We start from the raw sequence: 22,695 nt of genomic DNA, 5'->3' as shown, positions 1-22,695 counted from the left end.
TACTTTAACATGAACGTACCCGTATGGGTTATTTTTTTTGCAATTAATTAGTGTTGCACTTGATATTGTAATTTATCTTATAAAAAAACCTAAGAAATATAGATGAGCGCTCAAATCTATATTTCTTAGGTATAGCCTACATTACTAGTAACAATCCTAAGTAAGATTCTAAATATTTGATTTAGTTAATCCAACTTGCCTGAAAGTCAAAATTTCAATTTTGCTCCTTGAAGGTACACTTTAGTGTACTCATAGAACTAAAGGAGCTGAGTTTTTTTAATCTTCTTTTATTATTCTTTTAATATGAACTGTTAAATACATCATTTCTTCATCTGAAAGTTCATGATTAAAATCTTTTAAAACATATTTTTTTATTTTTTCTGCACATGAATAAGCTTCTTTATATTGTGTTTTTATCATTTCACAGAAATTAGTATCATCATCTTTTATTATCTTTCCACTAATCATTCTTTGTGCAAAGAATTTTAAATGAGTTATAAATCTCTCATAATGTAATGAATACTCGTCCAATTCTATGTTGAAATGGAATTTTACAATATTTAAGATATTTTGAATCATCTTAGTGATATCAAGTGTTTCATTCATATTTCTTGAATTTAGCTCTGCATTTACAATATGCATAGCTATTGATGCAGCTTCATCTTCTGGTAAAACTACATCTAATCTTTTTTTAATAATTGCTAAGGCTTCCTTACCAATTAAAAATTCATGATTATAAAACCTTTTAATTTCCCATAATAAAGCATTTTTAAAATTTAACCCTTGTTTATAACGTTCTATTGCAAAGCTAATGTGATCAGTTAATGTTATGTAAACATTATCATTCAATCTCTTCCCTAACGAATACTTTGCATAAGAAATAATTTCATTAGAAACCTGAATATACTCCAAAGGTATTTCTGCTAGTAAAGTCATTAATTTATTAGAATCATTTTTATTTTCAATAGAATAGATTTTCTCTATTTTGCTCTTATCTACAGTATCTCCAATTTTTTTTGGAATCCTAATCCGCATCCCATAACAAGAACTTCTTTACCGTTATTATCAAAGGTTCTAATTAAATTATTATTGATTATCTTATCTATCTTCATTTACTAACACCTTTTCTTTAATTTAAAGTACAAAAAAAGACCATACTCAAATAAAACAACATTTTTTATAATGTCATAAATAATTTGGTAAAGCCTGCATAACCAGTAACAACCCATGTCCTTTATTGTCTTTATGATAAAGATATCATAGTGATTTTTCTATGTCAACTAATAGAATTGTTTTTTATTTAACATAATTTAGTTATTTCATAATACAACTTTAAACCCTACTTATTTAATAATAAAAAAATTTCAAATTACAAGTGATAAGTTATAATCTAATTATTAAATTAATACCTAATTTCTAAAAATAAATTTTTATTTTCTATTTGGTAACCTATCACTTGCATATTGAAATTTAAACTAAAATTTATACTGCATTATTACTTGCAGCTTCTACTTTATTATCCTTTGAAAACAACTTTTTAAAACAAGAAACTGCTACTACAAATCCTAAACTTATTAATAACAGTGCAAATATTAATTGTAATCCATCTGTTAGGAACACAAATTGTCCTGCACCAATTTTCTTCATAATTCCAAGTATAGCTTGAACTAAAGCCGTAAATGTTACTGATAACATTACAACCATAGGTGCCCAAAGCATAAACCCTTTTCTCTTTGTAGATTTTAAAAATACTGCTAGGGTTATTAACACTAAAGCTGATAATAATTGATTTGCTGCTCCAAATAATGGCCAAACGTTATTATATCCACCAAGTGAAAGCACAAGTCCAATTACTAATGTAATAATTGTTGCAAAATATTTATTAGTCATTATCTTAGAAATACCAGATACTTCTTTTGAATCATCCTTAAATAATTCTTGTAATGACATACGTCCAATACGAGCAACAGAATCAAGTGATGTTAATGCTAATGCTGATACACACATTGTCATTATACAAGTAGCTACATGTTGTGGTATACCTAATAATCCTAAGAAACCTGCAACATTACTAGAAAATATTGCAAAAGGTGTTCCTTCTGGCATTTTTCCCCCAACAGCTGCAGCTCCAACTACCACTAAAGCAACAATACCAAGTAGTGATTCTATTAACATAGCTCCATATCCAATGCAAAGCATGTCCTTTTCATTCTTAACTTGCTTTGATGATGTTTCTGATGATACTAAACTATGGAATCCTGATACTGCACCACATGCTATAGTAATAAACAAAGTTGGAAATAAATATTTACCATCAACTTCAAATCCAACAAAAGCTGGTAAATTCATTTCAGGTCTTGCAACTACAACTCCTAAAACAGCTCCAACAATCATTCCAATTAATAAAAATGTACTTAAATAATCTCTTGGTTGCATTAATAACCACATTGGTGTTATTGATGCTAAAAATAAATAAGCAAATGTTACTATTAACCAAGTAGTTTTATCAAAGTATAATGGAAAAGCAATACCTATAGCTAACATTGAAACTAAAAGTACTACACCTATTATAAACTGTAAACTTTGACTTGGCTTTTTATATTTAATAAATGCACCAAATATCATAGCTACAACAATAAATAACATTGAAATAGATGCTGCTGATGCATTAGGTGTATTTAATGCTCCACCTTCTCCAAATCCATTAAATGTACTTGCAACTATATCTGAAAATGCTGCAATTACTAGTAAAGTAAAAATCCAAGCAAATAAGAAAAAAAACTTTCTTCCTGCTTTTCCTATATATTGTTCTATTAATCCACCTATTGATTTACCTTCATTTTTTACTGATGCATATAATGCTCCAAAATCATGAACTGCTCCAAAAAATATTCCACCTATAAGTACCCATAATAACACTGGAACCCATCCAAACATTGCTGCTATAATTGGCCCCGTTACAGGTCCTGCCCCTGCTATTGATGAAAATTGATGTGAAAACACAACTGCTTTAGGTGTTGGAATGTAATCTTCTCCATCCTCTTTTGTATAAGCAGGTGTTTTTGCATTTGGATCAATTCCCCAAGTTTTAGCAAGATATCTTCCATAAGTCACATAGGCAATTCCTAATACAACTATGGCTAACCCTACAATAGTTAATCCATTCATTTAAAATGCCCCCTCTATATTTAATTATAATTGCGCTCTCCTATTAGGAGATTATTAATAATAATAACATTTTTATGGTATTCTGTAAATATTTATCATTTATTATTATCAAATTACTATTTTACAACGTTTTCCATATACTTCTTTTCACAGAAATCGTTTACTTAACCTAATTTATTTCTAATTTGTTAACAAACTTAAAACAAAAAAGTGGCTTTCACCACTTTTTATATTAAATAGATAATAAATAAAAATTAAATTTATTTATTAATAACTGTTATTTTTTTATTTACATTTGTAAAATATAATAGCTGATTTCTTCCCTAACTACTTATGTTCTATTAATTCAGCTTTATTAACTTCATCAAATGCAATTATTTCTGCTAAAATTTCATTAATATCCAATTCATCATCCAAATTTACTTTAAATCTTATTCTAGTTTTTTCTGTTGATTGCTTGCTAACTTCTATTGATATAATATCTGCCCCAAAATTTCTAAACATATCTTTTATCGCCTCAACAGTAGTCATTATATATCCACTTGTTTCAATTTCAATATGTGCATGAGAATTTCTTTTTATTGTTATTATATTTTTAAATTTAAATACATCATTTAAAAAAAGATAAGCCACGCAAGTAATTACTATTGAACTAATATATATTCCTGATCCAACAGCTAAACCAATAATAGCAACTAAACAAATAGATGCTGCTGTAGTTAATCCTTTGACGCTCCTTTTATCTTTAAGAATTGTACCTGCACCCAAAAAACCAATACCTGAAATATATTGTCCTGCTAATCTAAAAACATCATTATTTCCTCCATTTAGTCTATAATATTCTAATGATGTTAATTGAATAAGCAATCCAGCTAGACCAACAACAACATGAGTTCTAATCCCTACGACCATACCTTTTTTCTCACGATTGTATCCAATAAAACCTACTAAAGCTACACATAAAACTGTTTTAAAAATTATTTCCATAATTATTTTTACATCTAAGTTTTTAAATACCTCTTGTATCACTCCCTACCTCCTTTAATTACCTTTTAACCCCAAATAACCTTGTTATTATATTTTATGTTAATATACTATTGTAAACAATAGTAGTAATATTTTTATATTGCATTCAAATTCATAAATAAATTATTTTTTTCTTAGCTATCCATAACACTTTGTAAATTCATTCCAAAATCATCTGTTAAATCATCAGCTAATTTATCTTTTATATTTATATTATTAATATCTACTTCTTCTGATGTTGCTGCATTTACAGGGTATGTTTCATCAACATATTTTAATATAACATTAAAGTTATTATTTTTAGTTTCTGATATTGCATTAACTACAATATCTCTATATCCATTTGTAATGTTATCAGTTATATAAATTGGCCCATTTATATTTTTTGTTTTTGAAATATATTCATATCCTTCATCTCTTTGAGCAAAAATAATCATAGTTTTACTTTCATCCCCACCAAAGTCTGCTCCCCAAAGACATACTATAACTTCATCAACTCCATCATCATTTAAATCTTCATAATAATAAGTATACTTATCTTCATTACTATTATCTAATCCAGTAACAGCAAAAATAGCCTCAACTAACTTTGCATTATTTTTAGAGTTATCATTTTCTATTAATTCACTTGAATTTGCCCTACATCCATTAAATGAAATCATTATTATAGAAAATAATATTATAAATAGTTTTTTCATACTCACTTTCTCCTTTTCGTAGTATAATTTCTTCTTCATAATATTATTTCCATTATATTTTTCATTTATTTATTAATAAAAATAGGTAGTGCCCATATAAGCACTACCCATGATTTATTATTTTAATTTCCAGATATCATTATTATATTGTTCAATAGTTCTATCTGATGAGAAGAATCCTGCTTTACTAATGTTAATTAATACTTTTCTATTCCAAGTTTCTCTATCTGAATAATCTTCAAATACTTTATCCTTAGTCTTAATATAATCTTCTATATCAAGTAATGTCATGAACCAGTCTTTGTTAATTAATTCATTATATAATCTATTTAAGTTAACTTCATCCCCAACTTTTAACATTTCATCGCTAACGATAAAGTCTACTAATTCTTTTATATCTTCTTTTTCATAGTATTCCTTTGAAATATAATCACCTTTCTTATAGTGTTCAATTACTTGTTCACTTGACTCACCAAAGATGTAGATATTATCATCTCCAACTAATTCATGAATTTCAACATTAGCACCATCTTCTGTTCCTAATGTTAAAGCACCATTTAACATGAATTTCATGTTACCAGTTCCTGAAGCTTCTTTAGATGCTAAAGAAATTTGTTCTGAAACATCACAAGCTGGTATTAATTTAGAAGCCTTAGTTACATTGTAGTTTTCTACCATAACAACTTTTAAATATTTATTTACTTCTGGATCATTATTTATGATATCTTGTAAACAAAGTATTGTATGGATTATATCTTGTGCAATTATATATGCTGGTGCTGCCTTTGCTCCAAAAATCATTGTTATTGGAGTTGTTGGAATATTTCCTGCTTTTATATCTAAATATTTATGAATGATATATAAAACATTCATTTGTTGTCTCTTATATTCATGAAGTCTCTTTATTTGAATATCAAAAATAGAGTTTTCATCTACTTCAATATCTTGTGTATCTTTTAAGTATTTCTTTAAAGCAATTTTATTGTGCTTTTTAATTTCTTCAATCTTAGATAAAACTTCTTTATTATCAACGAACTTACCTAAGTTTTCTAACTTAGTTGCATCTGTTTTAAAATCTTCTCCAATAAGACTAGTAATATAATTTGTTAATTCATTATTACAGTGTATTAACCATCTTCTGAAAGTTATACCATTTGTCTTATTATTGAATTTTTCAGGATATATATCATAGAATGGCTTTAATTCTTCTTTTTCTAGTATTTCAGTGTGAAGAGCAGCAACTCCGTTTACACTAAATCCATAATGCATATCCATACGAGCCATGTGAACTCTATCATCTCTATCTATTATATATACTTCTTCATTATCATATTTTGCTCTTACTAAGTTATCTAATTCTCTGATTATTGGCATTAATTGTGGAACTACTTTTTCTAAGTAAGCAATTGGCCATTTTTCTAATGCTTCGGCTAATATTGTATGGTTTGTATATGCACACATTCTGGTAACGATACCGATAGCTTCTTGCATTTCTATACCCTTTTCGCCTAATAATCTTATTAATTCTGGTATTACCATTGAAGGGTGTGTATCATTAATTTGAACAACTGCATGCTCATCTAATTTGTGTAAATCATATCGATTTTCTTCAGCTTCTAAAATAATTAATTGAGCTGCATTACTTACCATGAAATATTGTTGATATATTCTTAATAAGTGTCCTGCTTCATCACTATCATCTGGATATAAGAATAAAGTTAAATTTTCTTTAATGTCTTCTTTATCAAAATTAATTCCATCTTTAACTAATGCTTCATTAACTGTATCTACATCAAATAATCTTAACTTATTTGAACCTTGATTATATCCTGTAACATCTATATCATATAATGTTGAAGTTACTTTGAACCCACCAAATAATACATCAAATTTAATGTTAGATTTATTTAACCAACTTTCTGGTGTTATCCAAGGATTCTTTTCTGCTGTTTGTTTGTGATCCTTAAATACTTGTTTAAATAATCCATAGTGGTAATTTAAACCAACACCATCACCATTTAATCCTAAAGTAGCTATTGAATCTAAGAAACATGCTGCTAATCTTCCAAGTCCACCATTTCCTAATGAAGGTTCTAATTCTATTTCTTCTATTTCAGTTAAATCTTTTCCGTTAGCTGATAAAACCTCTTTAACTTCATCATATAATCCTAAATTAATTAAATTATTTGAAAGTAATTTCCCAATTAGGAATTCTGCTGAAATATAATATAATTTTTTTGATCCCTTATTTGTTCCTTTATTTTTAATGCATCCTTTTGTCATTTCTAATAATGCTAAATATACTTGTTCGTTTGTTGCCTTTTCAATTGTTGTTTGAAATCTTTCATTTAAGATTTCAGTTAAATTATTTTTTACCATAATAAATTATCCCACCTTAAATTCATTATTTTTATAATATATATTTAAAAATGTATTTTTATGATTAAATCATTTACACTTATATAATAACAATTTTTTTAATTTCCCCTTGTATATTTTTATGATATTTTGTACATTTATTATGCTACTTTTAAAAAATAAAATTTTTTTTATTTTTCTCTACCCTTTTCGTAAACCTTTTCAGCATTTCTTTTAAAATATTTTTCTAAAAAAATAGAGACACTAATATTTAGCATCCCTATTTTTTTACTTTTTCTTTATTTTAAATTTCATTGAAATAATTAATTACAACTTCTTTATCACTAAAATGATGTTTTACTGTACCAATTATTTGATAGTCTTCATGACCTTTTCCTGCTATAACAACTATATCATCTTTCCCTGCAATTCTACACGCATATTCTATAGCTTCTTTTCTATCCTCAATAACAGTATGACTATCTTTAATTCCTGCTAATATATCTTCTATTATACTATGCGGATCCTCTGTTCTTGGGTTATCTGAAGTTACTATTGTAACATCACTATATTTCTCAGCAATTTCCCCCATTAAAGGTCTCTTAGTTTTATCTCTATCTCCACCACAACCAAATACAGTTATTAATTTACCTTTAACAACTTCTTTCATTGTTTCTAATATATTTTCAAGTCCATCTGGAGTATGAGCATAATCTACAACTACTGTACATTTCATTTTATCATGATATACTCTTTCACATCTTCCTGCCACTGCTTTCATTGTATCAAATGCTTCTATGACATCTTCTACACTTACATACCCACCAACTACTAACATGCCTATAACACCTAATGCATTGTAAATATTATAAAGTCCTGGTATATGAAGTTTTACATTACCTTTAAATTCATCTCCAATATATAAATCAAATGTTGACCCATTTGCTTGTAAATCTAAATTCTTAGCTCTAACATATCCATCATTTACCCCATATGAAGTAACTTCTTTGTTATCAGTACTACTTTCATGTAAAGTATTTAACATTTTCTTTCCGTATTGATCATCACAGTTTATAACAGTACTTTTAGCTCCTTTTATAAACTTAAATTTTGCATTATAATAATTTTCAAATGTCTTATGATAATCCATATGATCTTGAGTTAAATTTGTAAACATCCCTCTACTAAAGTTTAACCCTTCTACTCTTCCCATTGCAGATGCATGAGATGATACTTCCATTAGACAATACTTACATCCTGCTTCTCTCATATCTTTAATAAGTCTAAATAATTCTATAGCCTCTGGAGTTGTCATATTTGTTGGAATCATTTTTTCTCCAATATAGTTAGCAATTGTACCTATAAGTCCAACTTTATTTCCTGCATGTTCTAATATGTGCTTCATCATGTATGTTGATGTAGTCTTTCCATTAGTACCTGTTACCCCTAAGAATGTTAAATCACTATCTTGTATATTAAAGAAAGTCTTTGCTATTATAGCCATGCATTCTCTAGTGTCTTCTACTTTTATATATGCAATTCCATCTTTAATATCATTTATTTCTTTACTATGAATAATAGCTTTTGCCCCTTTTTCTATAGCTTCATTTATTAAATCATGTCCATCAACTTTTACTCCTATAACAGCTATAAACATGCTCCCATCAATAACTTGTCTCGTATCTCTTGTTATATCCTTAATTTCTATTTTTGTATAATCTATTTCATTTGTGCAACTATACTTTAATTTTGAGTTACATACTAATTCACTTAATAACATTGTTAATCTCCTTGTTTTGAATTTTTTCTTATTCAAAGATTTTATTATTCCATAATATTGTACATCATTTATTACTATTTATCTATATACTGTATTCATCTTTATCTCATAATCCTTCCCCCCTTTTATACTTTTAAACCTTATTTTAAGCTTATATTTTATTAGTATATATTGACCTATTTCTATCATTCCCTATCTTAATCTCAAACTATTTTACTATATATACCATAACTTATAATTTTTAGTTGCATTTTTACTATGTTTGTAATATAATTTAACAAATGGATTTTTTTAAATTTAATATCATCAAGGGCGATGATTCATATAAGCTGACAATCTTATAGTTAATTACATTGTTTTCTTAACTATAACTTTTTAGTTAATATATCTGAGCCTTTAATTACCAAATAACTTGAATTTGTACAAGGCTCGCTAAAAGCGGGCCTTTTTATTTTTATTAAAAAGGGGGCAATAAAATGTGTAGTTTTGTTGTATTTTCATCAGACAAATTACCTTTATCAGATTTTGATAAAGCTTTAAAAAACGTAGTTCATAGGGGTCCAGACAATACTTATTGTTCTATTGAAAGTGGTTTATCTTGGGGCTTTAACCGTTTATCAATAATGGATTTATCATCTAATGGTAATCAACCATTTAAATACTCTTCTTGTGAAGTTGTATGCAATGGAGAAATATATAATTACAATAATTTAAAAGAATTACTATTACCAGAATATAAGTTTCATTCAAGTAGTGATTGTGAAGTATTAATACCAATGTATTTAAAATACGGTATAGAAATAATGTGCAAAATGCTTGATGCAGAATTTGCCTTAGTTTTATATGATGGAAAAAATAATTCAGTTATAGCTGCAAGAGATCCAATGGGAATAAGACCAATGTTTTATGGTTACACAAAAGAAGATCATAAAATTTCATTTGCAAGTGAAGCAAAAGCTTTAATTGATTATTGTGAAGAAATTATGCCATTCCCTCCAGGACATTATTATAAAGATGGAGAATTTGTTTGCTATAATGATTTATCAGAAACAAAATTCATAAACAATGATGATTTAGATACAATATTCACTAATATAAGAACTAAACTAATTGCTGCTGTTGAAAAGAGACTTCATGCTGATGCTCCAATTGGTTATTTATTAAGTGGAGGTCTAGATTCATCTCTAGTATGTTCTATCGCTCAAAGAATAATAAAAAGACCTATCAAAACATTTGCTATAGGTATGGATACTGACCCAATTGACTTAAAATACGCAAAACAAGCAGCTGACTATTTAGGTACAGATCATACTGAAGTAATAATAAATAAAGAAGATGTTTTAGGAGCATTAGATGAAGTAATTTATCATCTAGAAACTTTTGATATAACAACAATTAGAGCAAGTATTGGAATGTATCTATTGTGTAAATATATTCATGAAAATACTGATTTAAAAGTTATCTTAACTGGTGAAGTTAGTGATGAATTATTTGGTTATAAATATACAGATTTTGCGCCATCAGCAAGTGAATTTCAAAGGGAATCTCAAAAAAGAATTAAAGAGCTTTATATGTATGATGTTCTAAGAGCTGACCGCTGTATTTCAGCACATGCCTTAGAAGGTCGTGTACCTTTTGCTGATATAGATTTTGTAAACTATGTAATGAGTATTAATCCTGCTAAGAAAATGAACAGTTACAATAAAGGAAAATATTTATTAAGAAAAGCATTTGATGGACAAGACTATTTACCACAATCTTTATTATATCGTGAAAAAGCTGCATTTAGTGATGCTGTTGGTCACTCTTTAGTTGATTATCTAAAAGCATATGCTGAAGAAAAATATACTTCTGAAGATTTAGAAGCTGCTAAAGAAAAATATACCTACTGTACACCTTTCACAAAAGAATCTCTTTTATATAGAGATACTTTTGAAAAATATTATGCTGGAAATGCTAAATGGATTAAGGATTTCTGGATGCCAAATAAATCTTGGGAAGGCTGTAATGTTAATGATCCAAGTGCTAGAGTTTTATCTAATTATGGTGATAGTGGAAAATAAAATATTTATATTATTTATAAAGAGCTCCTATTTCAAACTATATAGGAGCTCATATTTTTATCTCAGTTCTATCTTCTTGCTTCTTCTTTTATTATCATAGCTACGTTATATTCTTCAATACTATTAAGCTTTACAGAGTATGATGTTGGAATATACCAATCTTCATTAACAAAAAAATCCTTCCATTCATCACTTACAAAAATATATCCATGCCTTGCATATATTTCATTTCTTGCAATAGCTAACTCATAAGTCGATAAATCTTTTAATTCATCTGCACTAACCTTTCTAGTGCTACTATCAGGAATTATAAAATCTCCATAATAATAATCGTTGCTATTTGAAAACCCTTCTTCCTCAACTTTCTTTATTAACATGACATTTTCATATTCTATATCACTTAAATCATCAGTTGTAATTTCATAATTACTTCTAACATACCACTTTTGATTATTAAAATAGTTTTTCATCTTCTTTTGCTTGAATTGATATCCATGCCTTGCATATATTTCATTTCTTGCTATTTCTAATTGCTCATCACTTAATCCCCTTAAATCATCTTCAGTTAAATATCTTGTACTACTATCTGGAATAATAAAATAATTATCTTTAGCTGAAACTGCAGTTACTATATTTACCTCTTTATTACATTTGTTTTGAAAATTGATATTGTTAGTGCTTAATATACCACTTGTAATTATCAAACCAATAATAATAATTACTACTTTTTTATTCATTGCATCCCCCAAAAGACTTTTTATACTACTCATCCTATGCTTCTTTTTAACATTTATTTACACACTTTCTTTATTATTTCATGTTATAATAGTATTATAATTAAATATTAGAGGTGTACGTATGAAAGGACTAGGACTAATTATTTTATGCTTAATAATTATTGCTGTAATTGCGTTAATATTTTATGGTGGTAATTACTTGTACAACTTAGGACTAAATCCAAAATTCCCAAAAGATTTAGTATTTAAAAATAATGATTCAAATAATAAATCCACTAAAACTAATCAAGATGAGACAAGTGGCGTTAAAAGCATAGATAGTGAGAAATGGTTATTTGAATATAGCAACTATGAAGATTTGTTCATTACCTCAAAAGATAATTTGAAATTACATAACTACCTTATAAAAAATAAAGTTACTTCAAATAAATGGGCAATAGTAGTACATGGATATACATCACAAGGTAAGCTAATGGCTTCTTATGCTCAAAACTTTTACAAAATGGGGTACAATATTATAATGCCTGATTTACGTGGTCATGGTCAAAGTGAAGGAAATTACATAGGAATGGGTTGGGATGAACGATTAGATATTGTTGATTTAACTAAATACATTATTAATAACTACGCTAATACTGAAATCGTATTATTTGGAGTTTCAATGGGAGCTGCTACTGTAATGACTACTTCTGGTGAAAAACTTCCTAGTAATGTTAAAGCTATAATAGAAGATTGTGGTTATACATCTGCTTGGAGTCAATTTGCATATCAATTAAAATCATTATTTAAGTTGCATTCATTCCCAATGCTCGAAGTAGCAAGTCTTATTTGCAAAATTAAATCTGGATTCTTTATAAGTAAAGTATCTCCAATTAAACAAATAAAGAAATCTATAACACCAACTTTATTTATTCATGGTGATAATGATGACTTTGTTCCATTTTTCATGCTTGATGAACTATATAATGCCTTTTCAGGTGAAAAGGAAAAACTAGTTATCCATGGCGCTGCTCACGCAAAAGCTAGTTACGTTAATCCTCAGCTATATTGGACGACAATCGAAACTTTTCTAAAAAAATATATTAAATAATAATTTAACATTTATACAAAAAATAGTGGCAATTTATTTATCTAAATTGCCACTATTTTTTTGTTACTCATTTATAATCATTACCATAACTCTAATTTCTTTTCGTTATTTTACTCTAAATTTCAACTTTTTGATAATTTAGTTAATTGAAATTATACCTTCTACGTTTAGAAAAAAGTATTTTCTTAACTTTTAACAAAACAAGCTCTTTTCAACAACTTAATTTATTAATTAAAAATATTACTTGATTGATAAGATATTTTTAACTTTAATAATAAATTCAACTTCACTATTTGCTTCAACGAATTCTCCATTTACCATAGCTACTATACTTTCATCCATTCTTCCACCGCATTCTCCAATACAGCCAAAAACTATTTTTTCATCTTTGAATTCTTTTTTTACTAATTCTGGATCTATACCAGAACATCCTGGACACATTACTATCATATCTTTTCTCCTTTATTCTTATAAACTAAAAAGGTGTCATATTATAAACACCCTTTATTCTAACCTAATTAAATTCTTTATCAATATTTTTCTAATTTATTTAGCTAAATCATTCTTACTCTTTTAAAACCCATTCTAAAAACTCTGGAAATCTTCTCCTCCAAGAATCCTCCGAATGATTTGCGCCTTCCTCAATTACTACTTTTATATCTTTCTTATCTTGTCCTAAATTTAAAAGTAAACTTTCTAACTCTTTAGTATCATCTACGTAAATATCATTAAATGCAATAACACTCTCATCAGAAGTTTCTTTAGTTCCTGAATCTAAATAAACTCTTAATCCTTTTTTATAATTTTCTTTTATAAATTTCATTAAATTTTCTTTACTAAACCATATAGCCGTTGAAAATGCACCTATTACAGAAAATACTTCAGGATACTTATACCCAATATATAAAGATATAAACCCGCCCATTGAAGAACCTGCTATAAATGTATTTTCTTTTGTTTTTAGGGTTCTATATTTATTATCAATAAATAGTTTTAATGAATTTACTAAAAATTCACCATACAACTTACCTTCCCCACCAGCTTTGTATATTCCCATACCAGGAGTTAATTCCTTAAGATTATTATTTACCCATGGGGAATATTCATTAAGCCTTCCCTCAATATTTTCACTATTACAGTCAATTCCAACAACTATGACTCCATCATTTCCATTTGCCTCACTCTTATTCATAGCACTTTGAATATCCCATATGCCTCCATAAGCTGAGGTTTCCTTATAAAAAAGATTATGTCCATCATGCATATACATAACTTTATAATGTTTATTTAAGTTCTTATCATAATCATTAGGTAAATATACCCTAATCATCCTCTTCCTATTTAATTCTTTTATTTCTACCTCAAAATTTTCAATACGATACATCTTTTACCCCTCAATAAATTCTTAAAATATTTTAGTTTAATAATTATATCATAAACATTATTAAAACTATATTGTGAGTATTTATATATTATAAACGTATTTTAAATAAACAACTTCTTCAAAAAGTGACCTTAAAATTAATTTAAATTTCAGTTCCATTTTTAAATTGACTATTATACAAACTAGCATAAAACCCATTTTTCTCTAATAGTTCATCATGTGTTCCACTTTCAATTATTTCTCCATCTTTTAATGCTAGAATTTTATCTGCATTTCTTATTGTACTTAATCTATGTGCTATAACAAATGTTGTTTTTCCTTGCATCAATTTAAGCATTGCATTTTGTATTAATACTTCTGTTCTTGTATCTATTGAAGATGTTGCCTCATCTAATATTAATATTGATGCTTTTGATAATATTGCTCTTGCTATAGCTAGTAACTGTCTTTGTCCTTGTGATAAATTACAACCATTATCAGCTAGAATTGTATTATATCCCTCTGGCAGTTGTTTTATAAAATGATGTGCATCTGCTATTTTAGCTGCTTCTATTATTTCTTCCTCTGTAGCCTCTAACCTACCATATCTTATATTTTCGCTAACACTTTCTGAAAATAAATAAGTATCTTGAAGTACCATTGCTACTGATTTTCTTAAACTTTCTCTTGTTATATCATCAATATTTTTACCATCAATTAAAATTTCACCACTATCAATTTTATAAAACTTAGTAAGTAAGTTAACTATAGTAGTCTTTCCAGCTCCTGTAGGTCCTACTATTGCTATAACCTCACCTTTTTTTGCTTCTATTGAAACATTCTTTAATATTTCTTTTCCCTTTTCATAAGAAAAAGTTACATTTTTAAGTTCAACATGTCCATCAATATTAGTTATAGACTTTGCCCCTTCTTTATCCTTTTCTTTTTCTTCATCTATAACCTCAAACACCCTTTCAGCACCAGCTAGTGCACTTTGAATAGTATTAAACAAGTTCATTATTTCATTTATAGGACGAGTAAAATTCCTCATATATAATAAAAATGAAAATACTACACCAACTGTAACTGCAGATCCTTTTAATATTAAATATCCACCTACTACAGAAATTATTAAATATGAAATATTATTTATAAAATTATTTATAGGTCCCATAAAAGAAGATACACCTTGTGCTATTATTGCACTTTTAGTAAGCCTTTCATTTATCTCAGAAAACTCTCCTTTAACCTTTTCTTCTTCTGAAAATAATAAAACAACCTTTTGTCCTGAAACCATTTCTTCAATATACCCATTTAAGTTTCCTAGTTCTTGTTGTTGCTTTACGAAAAATTTTTGAGTTTTCTTTGCTAATATTTTTGTGGTTATAAAAGTTAAAGGTACTGTTATCATTCCTATTAATGTTAATAATGGACTTAATATAACCATTGCAATAAACATTCCTACAACATTAATTATTCCTGAAAAAAGCTGTGTTATACTTTGAGATAATGTTGTATTTATATTATCAACATCATTTGTAAGCCTACTCATTAAATCTCCACTTGAATTATTATCAAAATACCTAAGTGGAAGTTTTTGAAGATTAATAAATAAATCTTTTCTTATTCTTGCCGAAACTCGTTGCGCTATTTTTAGCATTACTATATTTTGATAGTATGTTGAAAAAATATTTACTAAATACATTAAAACTAATATTGTGCATATAAAAGCTAAGCCTTTCATATCTCCCGTTTCAATAAAATTATCTATTGTATATCCATTTAATCTAGTTCCAAATATACTAATTAATGTAGTAACAAAACATAAAATAAATACTATTAAAATACTTGCTTTCTTTTCAATTAGGTATCCAACTAACCTTTTTACAGTTCCTTTAAAATCCTTAATTTTTTCTGCCTTTTTTTTATGAAGATTATGTGGACCTGCTCCTGGCCTCATTTGTATTGCTGCTCTACTAGACATTTGAAACAACCTCCTCCCCTAGTTGTGATATGGCAATACTTCTATATATATCACACTCTTTAATTAATTCCTCATGATTTCCAATTGCTACAATTTCACCATTATCCAAAACTATTATTTTGTCGGAATCCTTCACAGCTGAGATTCTTTGAGCTATAAGAAATACAGTAGAATTTTTCATTCTATTTTTAATTGATTTTTGAAGTTTTGCTTCAGTTGCCATATCTAATGCACTACTTGAATCATCTAAAATTAATATCTTAGGATTTTTAATTAATGTTCTTGCAATAGAAATTCTTTGCTTTTGCCCCCCAGATAAATTTTTACCTCTTTGTCCAACTTCCCTATTGAATCCTTCATTATTTGCATTTATAAATTCAAAAGCTTGAGCATCTTTTACTGAACTTATCATCATTTCTTCAGTTGCATCTTCTTTACCAAACTTTAAGTTATCTTCAATACTTCCCGAAAAAAGAGTTGTATCCTGAAGTACAACACCAATTAATGATCTTAATTCATTTATTTTTAAATTTTTAACATCTTCATTTCCAATCATTACAGTTCCACTACTTGTATCATATAATCTTGGAATAAGTGATATTAATGTACTTTTCCCACTTCCTGTAGCACCTATAATTCCAATCTTTTCTCCTTCTTCAGCCTTAAAAGATATTCCTTTTAATACATAATCTCCATCTTTATTATATTTGAAGTAAACATCTTTAAAATCTATATTAAACTTATTTATCTTCTTTGCATCTTCTTTGTCCGTTATTGATGATTCCACATCTAAAACTTCATTGATTCTACTTGCAGATACCTTTGCTCTAGAAAAGTTAATGATAATCATTACCAACATATTTAAAGAACTCATTATTTGAACTAAATAATTTATAAATGCCATTATCTTTCCTATTTCTAATGAACCCTTATTAACATAATTTCCACCAAACCAAAGTATAGCAACAACACTTAAATTCATTATCAATGTAACTAATGGCCATAAAAGTATAGTTACGCTTTGAGCTTTAATACTAGTACTCATCAAATCATCATTTGCATAACTAAATCTTTCTTTTACCTTATCTTCTATAGCAAATGCCTTAACGACTCTAACCCCTAATAAGTTTTCTCTCATAACTAAATTTACATTATCTATTTTCTTTTGCATTGCAGTAAAAAATGGAGTTGATTTAGCTGTTATTACAGTTACACTTAATATTATTAATGGAATTACAACTAAAAATATCATTGATAGCTTAACACTAATACTTAGTGACATTATAATTCCACCTAAACAAATTAGTGGAGATCTAACCATCCCTCTCAGTGCCATCATCACCATATTTTGAACTTGTGTTACATCATTAGTTAATCTAGTAATAAGTGATGATGTTTTAAATTGGTCTATCTCCGAAAATGATAAACTTTGTATTTTATTAAATAAACCTTGTCTCATATTTTTTCCCATATTCATCGAAGCTAAAGTAGAAAAAACACCACAAAGCATTCCACCTAGTATACCTATAAAAGCAACTACTATCATTTTGAACCCAACATTTAATACATAAGTAATATCACCATTTGCAACACCTATATCTATAATATCTGACATAAGTTTAGGTTGATTCAAATCCATTATAACTTCAATAAACATCATTAAAGGTGCTAAAATAGTATAAATAATTGCACTTCCTTTAATGTATTTAAGTAGTTTAGTCATTTTTTTCTTCCTCTCCTTTACTTAAATTATTATACATTCTTTCAAAAAAGCTTTTTGCTTGCTCCTTTTCCTCTTGAGTAAAATCCCTAAAGCATTCTTTTTCAATTTCACAAATAGCTCTTTGAGAGTTTTTCTGAGTTATTTTCCCCTTTTCAGTTAAATATACATTAATAATTCTTCTATCACTTGTATTAAGCCTTCTTTCAATAAAACCAGCTTTCTCCATAGTTGATAAAATACTCGTAACCGTTGCAGGTTCAATATTACAGTTTTTTGCTATATCTTTTTGTATACTCCCATCATTTTCTGCTAAATAATTTAATATTTTAGGTTGCCCCTTTGATATATCACACTTTCTAAACTCATCATGGCATCTCTTACGATGAACCCTTTTTAGTTTCATAAATACTTTAATTAACTCTCCATCATTCATATTCTTTGCCTCCTAAAAGTAAATTATTTAAAAATCATATAATAGTTAGATATCTAATAATTAGATATCTAACTATTATTATAAATTTATATTTCTTATATATCAATAAAAAATCCTATAATTATTTTTCTTACATAATTTAATTTTTTATATAATTATTTATACTTCTAATGTAATCCTTAAAATGAATATTTTATCTTTTTATTGACAAAATAAATAAGTAATATAAACTGAGAATTTTTATAGGAGGTGTGGTCATGAAACATAATGAAAGCATCGCTTGTACTGTTATTGAATGCAAATTTCACTGTAATGAAGATAATTATTGTACTCTAAATAAAATTCAAGTAGTCAGTCATACAGGATGTGTATCAAGTAAAGAATGTACTGATTGTGGTAGCTTTTCTAGAAAATAATCCTTAATATAAGGTGTGTTTAATCTATTAATTAACTACATACTTTTTCATTATTTCTCTTATTTACTTTATAAAATTTATTATTTTAAACATACTAAATATTATTAATAAATTATAAGGAGTGTAACAAATGAAAAGAAATTTAAGCTTATTTTTAGCTACATTAACACTATCAACTCTTGTTACTAGTAGTATTCCTACCTATGCATATGAACCAAATATTATAGACACTACTGAAACTTCAAGCTCTGATAGCTCACTAGAAACTAATGAGTTAGCTGAAAATCCTTACTCTAGCTTTATTGATGAAACATACTATAATATTACTACAGATTACTTAAATGGAATCATAGATAAATTAACTAAACTTCCTGCTTCCGGTAGTGTTTGTATCGATTATTTATCTGAAGAGATTTTATTACATAGAGCTATTTTATTTGCAAGCCATAATATTCAAGGATATACTTCTAATCCTGAATTAATTGATATCATAGATGATATTGTTGACAATTATACTGGCGAGTTAAAAGAAATGAGAGAAGAACTAAATAAGTTAATTGAAAATGCTAAAAATACTAAAGATCTCAAAGAAGATACTGAATATCATAAGAACTTTAAAGTAATTGCTGATAAATTATCAAAAGAAATTTCAAAAATACCTACTAATGAAAGTAATGAATTAACATATATCAAGCAAATTAATGCCATATTACAAGCTTCTCATGATATTGCTCTATTAGATAATAAATGTGCTAAAAGTGAATTAGTTAAGGAAATTGCTAAAGTTACTATAACTAACACAGAAGAATATATGTCTAGATTAAAGACATTAGAGCAAGCACTTAAATAAATTATATAAAATAAAGGTGTAATATTTAGATACAATTAAATATTACACCTTTATTTTATATTTTGAATTTTTTAAATATAATTGGATAAATTCCTATTCCAAAAAAGCTTATTACTGCATATCTAATGAATGCAAAAATTTGCCCAGTAGGTAATATAACTTTCAAACCTGTTTGTAAAATTAAAAGTATTAATACTCCAATTAAAACTCTAATTATCTTGTTCACTCTAGTTCCTTCTACTGAAAAATTAACATATTTCTTTTCTACAAACATCCCTATTAAAAATCCAAAATAAGTTCCTAATCCTTTTATGAAATCTGCAGAATGTGCAAATGTTAATGCTGGCAAAAACAATACAAATGTAATTAAATATAACAACATTTTATTTTCTATTCTTATATATAACTTGTAACATATCCAAGCTGTTAATACACCTAAAATTGCACCTACAATTACATCTTTAGGATAATGTACACCTAAATACAATCTTGAAAAACCAATCAATACTATCATTATAGTTGCTATTATATACATTGCTTTCTTTTTCATATAAATAGCTATTGATCCATAAAATGAAGCTGCTCCTTGTGTATGACCACTTGGAAATGAATATCCTGTTGCAGTTTCTTCTCTTAATGTTCTAATTCCCTCTTCACCTATAGGTCTTTTTAATTTGAAAATATCTTTAATAGCATTATTCACCAACACACTTGTTAATACTGAATATGCAATATATTCTCCAAATTTTTTATCTAATGCCCAATAAATTATTGATATTATTACAATTAAAACTATCTGCTCTCCACATATAGTAATTAATTGAAATAAAAAATCAAAAAATGGGTTTGAAATGCTTTGTATATGTCTTAAAATTTCTAATTCCATACTTCCTCCTTAAGTTTTTGATTTGAATGTTGTTTTTTCTCTTCCCCTCCTAAAGATTCTAAAGCAAATGCTACATATAATTGCGTGCTTATTAGTACAGCCTTTTCATCTATATTAAATTTGTCATTATGATTAGGATAATCCCTTCCTATTTCTTCATTACCGGCTCCTACAAAGACAAATACTCCTGGAATCCTTTTTTGATAAACAGAAAAATCCTCTCCTAACATCATTCTTGGAACCTTGATAATATCTTTTTCATCAAATATTTTTTTTGCAGCATCTAATGCTGTTTTAGTAACTTTTGGATCATTAATTACTGCTGGATGATGAGATATATCATACTCAACACTTGCAGTTGCTCCATATGCTATTGCTGTACTATATGCAATCCTTTTTATTGATGTTTGTATATGCTTTGTTGTGCTTGCATTAAAACATCTAATAGTTCCTTCAATAAAAGCCTCTCCCGAAATAATATTATGTGTTTCTCCTGACTTAATATGCCCAATAGTCACAACTGCAGAATTTAGCGGATCTATTTCTCTACTAATAATTGATTGTAAATTCATTACAATAGCTGCACAAACAATAGTTGCATCTATACATTGTTGAGGTTTACCTGCATGTCCAGATTTCCCTGTAATTTTAATAGTAAATTTATTAGAAGCAGCCATTCTAGGACCTTCTTCAATAGATATTTTACCACATTCAATATCTCCAAATACATGCAATCCAAAAATTTCTTCTACTTCATCTATATATCCATGCTCTGATATAAGCCTTGCACCACTGGAACATTCTTCTCCCGGTTGAAAAATCAAAACAATTTTTCCTGGTATATCATTTTCATATTTTTTCAAAATCATTGCAGCTCCAAGCAAGGATGCCATATGAGCATCATGTCCACATGCATGCATTACTCCTTCATTTTCAGACTGATACCTTACCCCTGTATTTTCTTTAATTCTTAATGCATCCATATCTGCACGTAAAGCAATTACTTTCCCTTCTCCATGACCTATTGTTGCTACAACTTCTGTTCTTATTCCTTCTTCATATTTTACGTTTATTTTATCTAATTCTTCCTTTATTTTTCTCGAAGTTCTATGCTCTTGCATACTTAATTCCGGATATTTATGAAAATCCTTTCTTAGTCCAATTAGATAATTACCTATAAGCTTAGTTTCTTTTACAATATCCATAATACACCCCCCAATATAAAATTATATAATTTTATGAAAAAAATGTATATTATTTTATAAAATACATTTAACTTTCTGTAAAAATATGGTAATATCTATTTAGTAATTAATTTATAGAGGTGAGATTATGAAAAGAAAATTATTAACTTTATGTTGCACTACTGTACTATGCTTATCACTAATATCATGCGGATTAAAAAGCGCTATTACAGGTACTAATGCTGCTGATGACACTACTGATGATTCTTTAACTGCAACAGAAAATAACAACCAAACTTCTGAAGGTGATGGAGACATAACAAATGATCAGTCTACAGATGCGAATTCTGAATCTTCTACTGATTCTGTTCTTGCTAATAATGATTTTGTTGATAATTCAGATTCTACTTCAACAACTTCTTCAAATAATGATTCTATAAGTAGTTTAGTAACAACTACTGATTCTTCTAGTTCTTCAACTATTAGTAGAGATTGTAGAATTTTCTACTATAATAAAGTTGATTCAAAAACTTATTGTACAGATACCAAAGCACCAGTTACTGATAATGCTTTTGTTACTGCATTAACTGAAAAATTATATGAGGCACCAAATAATAATAGTAATTTTATAACAATTTCTAAAGATTATGGAGTTAAATCAGCTACATTAGATTATTCAACTAATGTGTTAACTGTAGTTTTCAATTCTAATTTCCTTGATGAAATGAAACTTAATGATACTGATTCTAAAGGTCTAATGGCTGCAATAGTAAATACTTACGGTTATAATTACCAAGTAAATAAAGTTGCTGTTTATTTTGGTAATGATCTATATACTGGTTTAGATGGAACAGCTGAAGCTGGGTATAGCACTGTAGATTATACTAATATATTAAAACTTGATTAATAAAAAATTTAGCAGCAAATATTACATAG

General features: G+C 27.4%; 20 protein-coding genes. 5 read left to right on the top strand and 15 right to left on the bottom strand.

What is annotated here, in order from left to right:
- Window positions 1–276: 276 nt before the first annotated feature.
- From licT to HCG70_RS05620, 7 genes are all read right to left on the bottom strand, one after another.
- Complete coding sequence (gene licT / locus HCG70_RS05645; RefSeq protein ID WP_367657462.1) at window positions 277–1,035, bottom strand: BglG family transcription antiterminator LicT; 759 nt, start codon at window positions 1,033–1,035, stop codon at window positions 277–279.
- Window positions 996–1,112 (bottom strand): CAT RNA binding domain-containing protein, encoded by a 117-nt coding sequence (locus HCG70_RS17770; protein ID WP_341478592.1) that lies wholly within the window; start codon window positions 1,110–1,112, stop codon window positions 996–998. Before HCG70_RS17770 ends, licT begins: the two co-directional genes overlap by 40 nt.
- A gap of 370 nt (window positions 1,113–1,482) precedes the next feature.
- The gene (locus HCG70_RS05640) at window positions 1,483–3,168 is read right to left on the bottom strand and encodes a carbon starvation protein A (RefSeq protein WP_042399677.1); all 1,686 of its coding nucleotides are present in this window, start codon (window positions 3,166–3,168) and stop codon (window positions 1,483–1,485) included.
- Window positions 3,169–3,495: 327 nt separating this feature from the next.
- Window positions 3,496–4,197 (bottom strand): MgtC/SapB family protein, encoded by a 702-nt coding sequence (locus tag HCG70_RS05635; RefSeq protein WP_052330657.1) that lies wholly within the window; start codon window positions 4,195–4,197, stop codon window positions 3,496–3,498.
- Between the two features lie 131 nt (window positions 4,198–4,328).
- Window positions 4,329–4,892 carry a hypothetical protein gene (locus HCG70_RS05630; protein ID WP_042398130.1) on the bottom strand — a complete coding sequence of 188 codons (564 nt, stop codon included), beginning with the start codon at window positions 4,890–4,892 and terminating at the stop codon, window positions 4,329–4,331.
- A 117-nt stretch (window positions 4,893–5,009) separates the two neighbouring features.
- Window positions 5,010–7,271 (bottom strand): glycogen/starch/alpha-glucan phosphorylase, encoded by a 2,262-nt coding sequence (locus HCG70_RS05625; protein WP_042398127.1) that lies wholly within the window; start codon window positions 7,269–7,271, stop codon window positions 5,010–5,012.
- A gap of 283 nt (window positions 7,272–7,554) precedes the next feature.
- Complete coding sequence (locus HCG70_RS05620) at window positions 7,555–9,030, bottom strand: UDP-N-acetylmuramoyl-L-alanyl-D-glutamate--2,6-diaminopimelate ligase (protein WP_042398125.1); 1,476 nt, start codon at window positions 9,028–9,030, stop codon at window positions 7,555–7,557.
- Between the two features lie 476 nt (window positions 9,031–9,506).
- Here HCG70_RS05620 and asnB point away from each other — a divergent pair, with 476 nt between their 5' ends.
- On the top strand, window positions 9,507–11,093 hold the full coding sequence (asnB, locus tag HCG70_RS05615) for an asparagine synthase B (RefSeq protein WP_042398123.1): 1,587 nt from the start codon (window positions 9,507–9,509) through the stop codon (window positions 11,091–11,093).
- Window positions 11,094–11,161: 68 nt separating this feature from the next.
- On the opposite strand, the gene HCG70_RS05610 is transcribed toward asnB, so the two are convergent.
- Window positions 11,162–11,830: a YARHG domain-containing protein gene (locus HCG70_RS05610; protein WP_221697550.1), complete on the bottom strand. Its 669-nt coding sequence runs from the start codon at window positions 11,828–11,830 to the stop codon at window positions 11,162–11,164.
- 121 nt (window positions 11,831–11,951) lie between these two features.
- Here HCG70_RS05610 and HCG70_RS05605 point away from each other — a divergent pair, with 121 nt between their 5' ends.
- Window positions 11,952–12,920: an alpha/beta hydrolase gene (locus HCG70_RS05605; protein ID WP_042398117.1), complete on the top strand. Its 969-nt coding sequence runs from the start codon at window positions 11,952–11,954 to the stop codon at window positions 12,918–12,920.
- 240 nt (window positions 12,921–13,160) lie between these two features.
- On the opposite strand, the gene HCG70_RS05600 is transcribed toward HCG70_RS05605, so the two are convergent.
- From HCG70_RS05600 to HCG70_RS05580, 5 genes are all read right to left on the bottom strand, one after another.
- Entirely contained in the window at window positions 13,161–13,370 is a 210-nt protein-coding gene (locus HCG70_RS05600; protein ID WP_042398114.1) for a DUF1450 domain-containing protein, read from the bottom strand.
- A 115-nt stretch (window positions 13,371–13,485) separates the two neighbouring features.
- Window positions 13,486–14,304 carry an alpha/beta hydrolase gene (locus HCG70_RS05595; protein ID WP_221697549.1) on the bottom strand — a complete coding sequence of 273 codons (819 nt, stop codon included), beginning with the start codon at window positions 14,302–14,304 and terminating at the stop codon, window positions 13,486–13,488.
- 142 nt (window positions 14,305–14,446) lie between these two features.
- Window positions 14,447–16,267 (bottom strand): ABC transporter ATP-binding protein, encoded by a 1,821-nt coding sequence (locus HCG70_RS05590; protein WP_221697548.1) that lies wholly within the window; start codon window positions 16,265–16,267, stop codon window positions 14,447–14,449.
- Window positions 16,260–17,990, bottom strand: a complete 1,731-nt coding sequence (locus HCG70_RS05585) for an ABC transporter ATP-binding protein (RefSeq protein WP_055275493.1) — start codon at window positions 17,988–17,990, stop codon at window positions 16,260–16,262. Before HCG70_RS05585 ends, HCG70_RS05590 begins: the two co-directional genes overlap by 8 nt.
- Complete coding sequence (locus HCG70_RS05580; protein WP_042398105.1) at window positions 17,983–18,423, bottom strand: MarR family winged helix-turn-helix transcriptional regulator; 441 nt, start codon at window positions 18,421–18,423, stop codon at window positions 17,983–17,985. The genes HCG70_RS05585 and HCG70_RS05580 overlap by 8 nt, the downstream gene beginning before the upstream one ends.
- A gap of 257 nt (window positions 18,424–18,680) precedes the next feature.
- Between HCG70_RS05580 and HCG70_RS05575 the strand changes: the two genes are divergently transcribed.
- Together HCG70_RS05575 and HCG70_RS05570 are read left to right on the top strand one after the other, a co-directional pair.
- On the top strand, window positions 18,681–18,839 hold the full coding sequence (locus HCG70_RS05575) for a DUF1540 domain-containing protein (protein WP_070102599.1): 159 nt from the start codon (window positions 18,681–18,683) through the stop codon (window positions 18,837–18,839).
- A gap of 130 nt (window positions 18,840–18,969) precedes the next feature.
- Window positions 18,970–19,689 carry a hypothetical protein gene (locus HCG70_RS05570; protein ID WP_042398102.1) on the top strand — a complete coding sequence of 240 codons (720 nt, stop codon included), beginning with the start codon at window positions 18,970–18,972 and terminating at the stop codon, window positions 19,687–19,689.
- Between the two features lie 55 nt (window positions 19,690–19,744).
- Here the strand turns inward: HCG70_RS05570 and HCG70_RS05565 are convergent, their stop codons facing one another.
- Together HCG70_RS05565 and HCG70_RS05560 are read right to left on the bottom strand one after the other, a co-directional pair.
- A complete protein-coding gene (locus HCG70_RS05565) occupies window positions 19,745–20,575 on the bottom strand; it encodes a phosphatase PAP2 family protein (RefSeq protein WP_055275495.1) in 831 nt (276 codons plus the stop codon).
- Window positions 20,566–21,780, bottom strand: a complete 1,215-nt coding sequence (locus HCG70_RS05560) for a M20 family metallopeptidase (protein WP_042398097.1) — start codon at window positions 21,778–21,780, stop codon at window positions 20,566–20,568. The genes HCG70_RS05565 and HCG70_RS05560 overlap by 10 nt, the downstream gene beginning before the upstream one ends.
- Before the next feature lie 127 nt (window positions 21,781–21,907).
- Between HCG70_RS05560 and HCG70_RS05555 the strand changes: the two genes are divergently transcribed.
- Window positions 21,908–22,666 (top strand): GerMN domain-containing protein, encoded by a 759-nt coding sequence (locus HCG70_RS05555; protein ID WP_042398094.1) that lies wholly within the window; start codon window positions 21,908–21,910, stop codon window positions 22,664–22,666.
- Window positions 22,667–22,695 lie beyond the last annotated feature (29 nt).

The sequence above is a fragment of the Clostridium sp. K04 genome (genome assembly GCF_019734375.1).
In the GTDB taxonomy this organism is placed as follows: domain Bacteria; phylum Bacillota; class Clostridia; order Clostridiales; family Clostridiaceae; genus Clostridium; species Clostridium saudiense.
This window is presented reverse-complemented; position numbering and strand designations above follow the sequence as displayed.

What these genes read in the sequence shown, in the direction of transcription:
- licT (WP_367657462.1), bottom strand. Translation starts at nt 1,035, where the DNA reads ATGCGGATTAGGATTCCAAAAAAAATTGGAGATACTGTAGATAAGAGC.
- HCG70_RS17770 (WP_341478592.1), bottom strand. Translation starts at nt 1,112, where the DNA reads ATGAAGATAGATAAGATAATCAATAATAATTTAATTAGAACCTTTGAT.
- HCG70_RS05640 (WP_042399677.1), bottom strand. Translation starts at nt 3,168, where the DNA reads ATGAATGGATTAACTATTGTAGGGTTAGCCATAGTTGTATTAGGAATT.
- HCG70_RS05630 (WP_042398130.1), bottom strand. Translation starts at nt 4,892, where the DNA reads ATGAAAAAACTATTTATAATATTATTTTCTATAATAATGATTTCATTT.
- HCG70_RS05625 (WP_042398127.1), bottom strand. Translation starts at nt 7,271, where the DNA reads ATGGTAAAAAATAATTTAACTGAAATCTTAAATGAAAGATTTCAAACA.
- HCG70_RS05620 (WP_042398125.1), bottom strand. Translation starts at nt 9,030, where the DNA reads ATGTTATTAAGTGAATTAGTATGTAACTCAAAATTAAAGTATAGTTGC.
- asnB (WP_042398123.1), top strand. Translation starts at nt 9,507, where the DNA reads ATGTGTAGTTTTGTTGTATTTTCATCAGACAAATTACCTTTATCAGAT.
- HCG70_RS05610 (WP_221697550.1), bottom strand. Translation starts at nt 11,830, where the DNA reads ATGAATAAAAAAGTAGTAATTATTATTATTGGTTTGATAATTACAAGT.
- HCG70_RS05605 (WP_042398117.1), top strand. Translation starts at nt 11,952, where the DNA reads ATGAAAGGACTAGGACTAATTATTTTATGCTTAATAATTATTGCTGTA.
- HCG70_RS05600 (WP_042398114.1), bottom strand. Translation starts at nt 13,370, where the DNA reads ATGATAGTAATGTGTCCAGGATGTTCTGGTATAGATCCAGAATTAGTA.
- HCG70_RS05595 (WP_221697549.1), bottom strand. Translation starts at nt 14,304, where the DNA reads ATGTATCGTATTGAAAATTTTGAGGTAGAAATAAAAGAATTAAATAGG.
- HCG70_RS05590 (WP_221697548.1), bottom strand. Translation starts at nt 16,267, where the DNA reads ATGTCTAGTAGAGCAGCAATACAAATGAGGCCAGGAGCAGGTCCACAT.
- HCG70_RS05585 (WP_055275493.1), bottom strand. Translation starts at nt 17,990, where the DNA reads ATGACTAAACTACTTAAATACATTAAAGGAAGTGCAATTATTTATACT.
- HCG70_RS05580 (WP_042398105.1), bottom strand. Translation starts at nt 18,423, where the DNA reads ATGAATGATGGAGAGTTAATTAAAGTATTTATGAAACTAAAAAGGGTT.
- HCG70_RS05575 (WP_070102599.1), top strand. Translation starts at nt 18,681, where the DNA reads ATGAAACATAATGAAAGCATCGCTTGTACTGTTATTGAATGCAAATTT.
- HCG70_RS05570 (WP_042398102.1), top strand. Translation starts at nt 18,970, where the DNA reads ATGAAAAGAAATTTAAGCTTATTTTTAGCTACATTAACACTATCAACT.
- HCG70_RS05565 (WP_055275495.1), bottom strand. Translation starts at nt 20,575, where the DNA reads ATGGAATTAGAAATTTTAAGACATATACAAAGCATTTCAAACCCATTT.
- HCG70_RS05560 (WP_042398097.1), bottom strand. Translation starts at nt 21,780, where the DNA reads ATGGATATTGTAAAAGAAACTAAGCTTATAGGTAATTATCTAATTGGA.
- HCG70_RS05555 (WP_042398094.1), top strand. Translation starts at nt 21,908, where the DNA reads ATGAAAAGAAAATTATTAACTTTATGTTGCACTACTGTACTATGCTTA.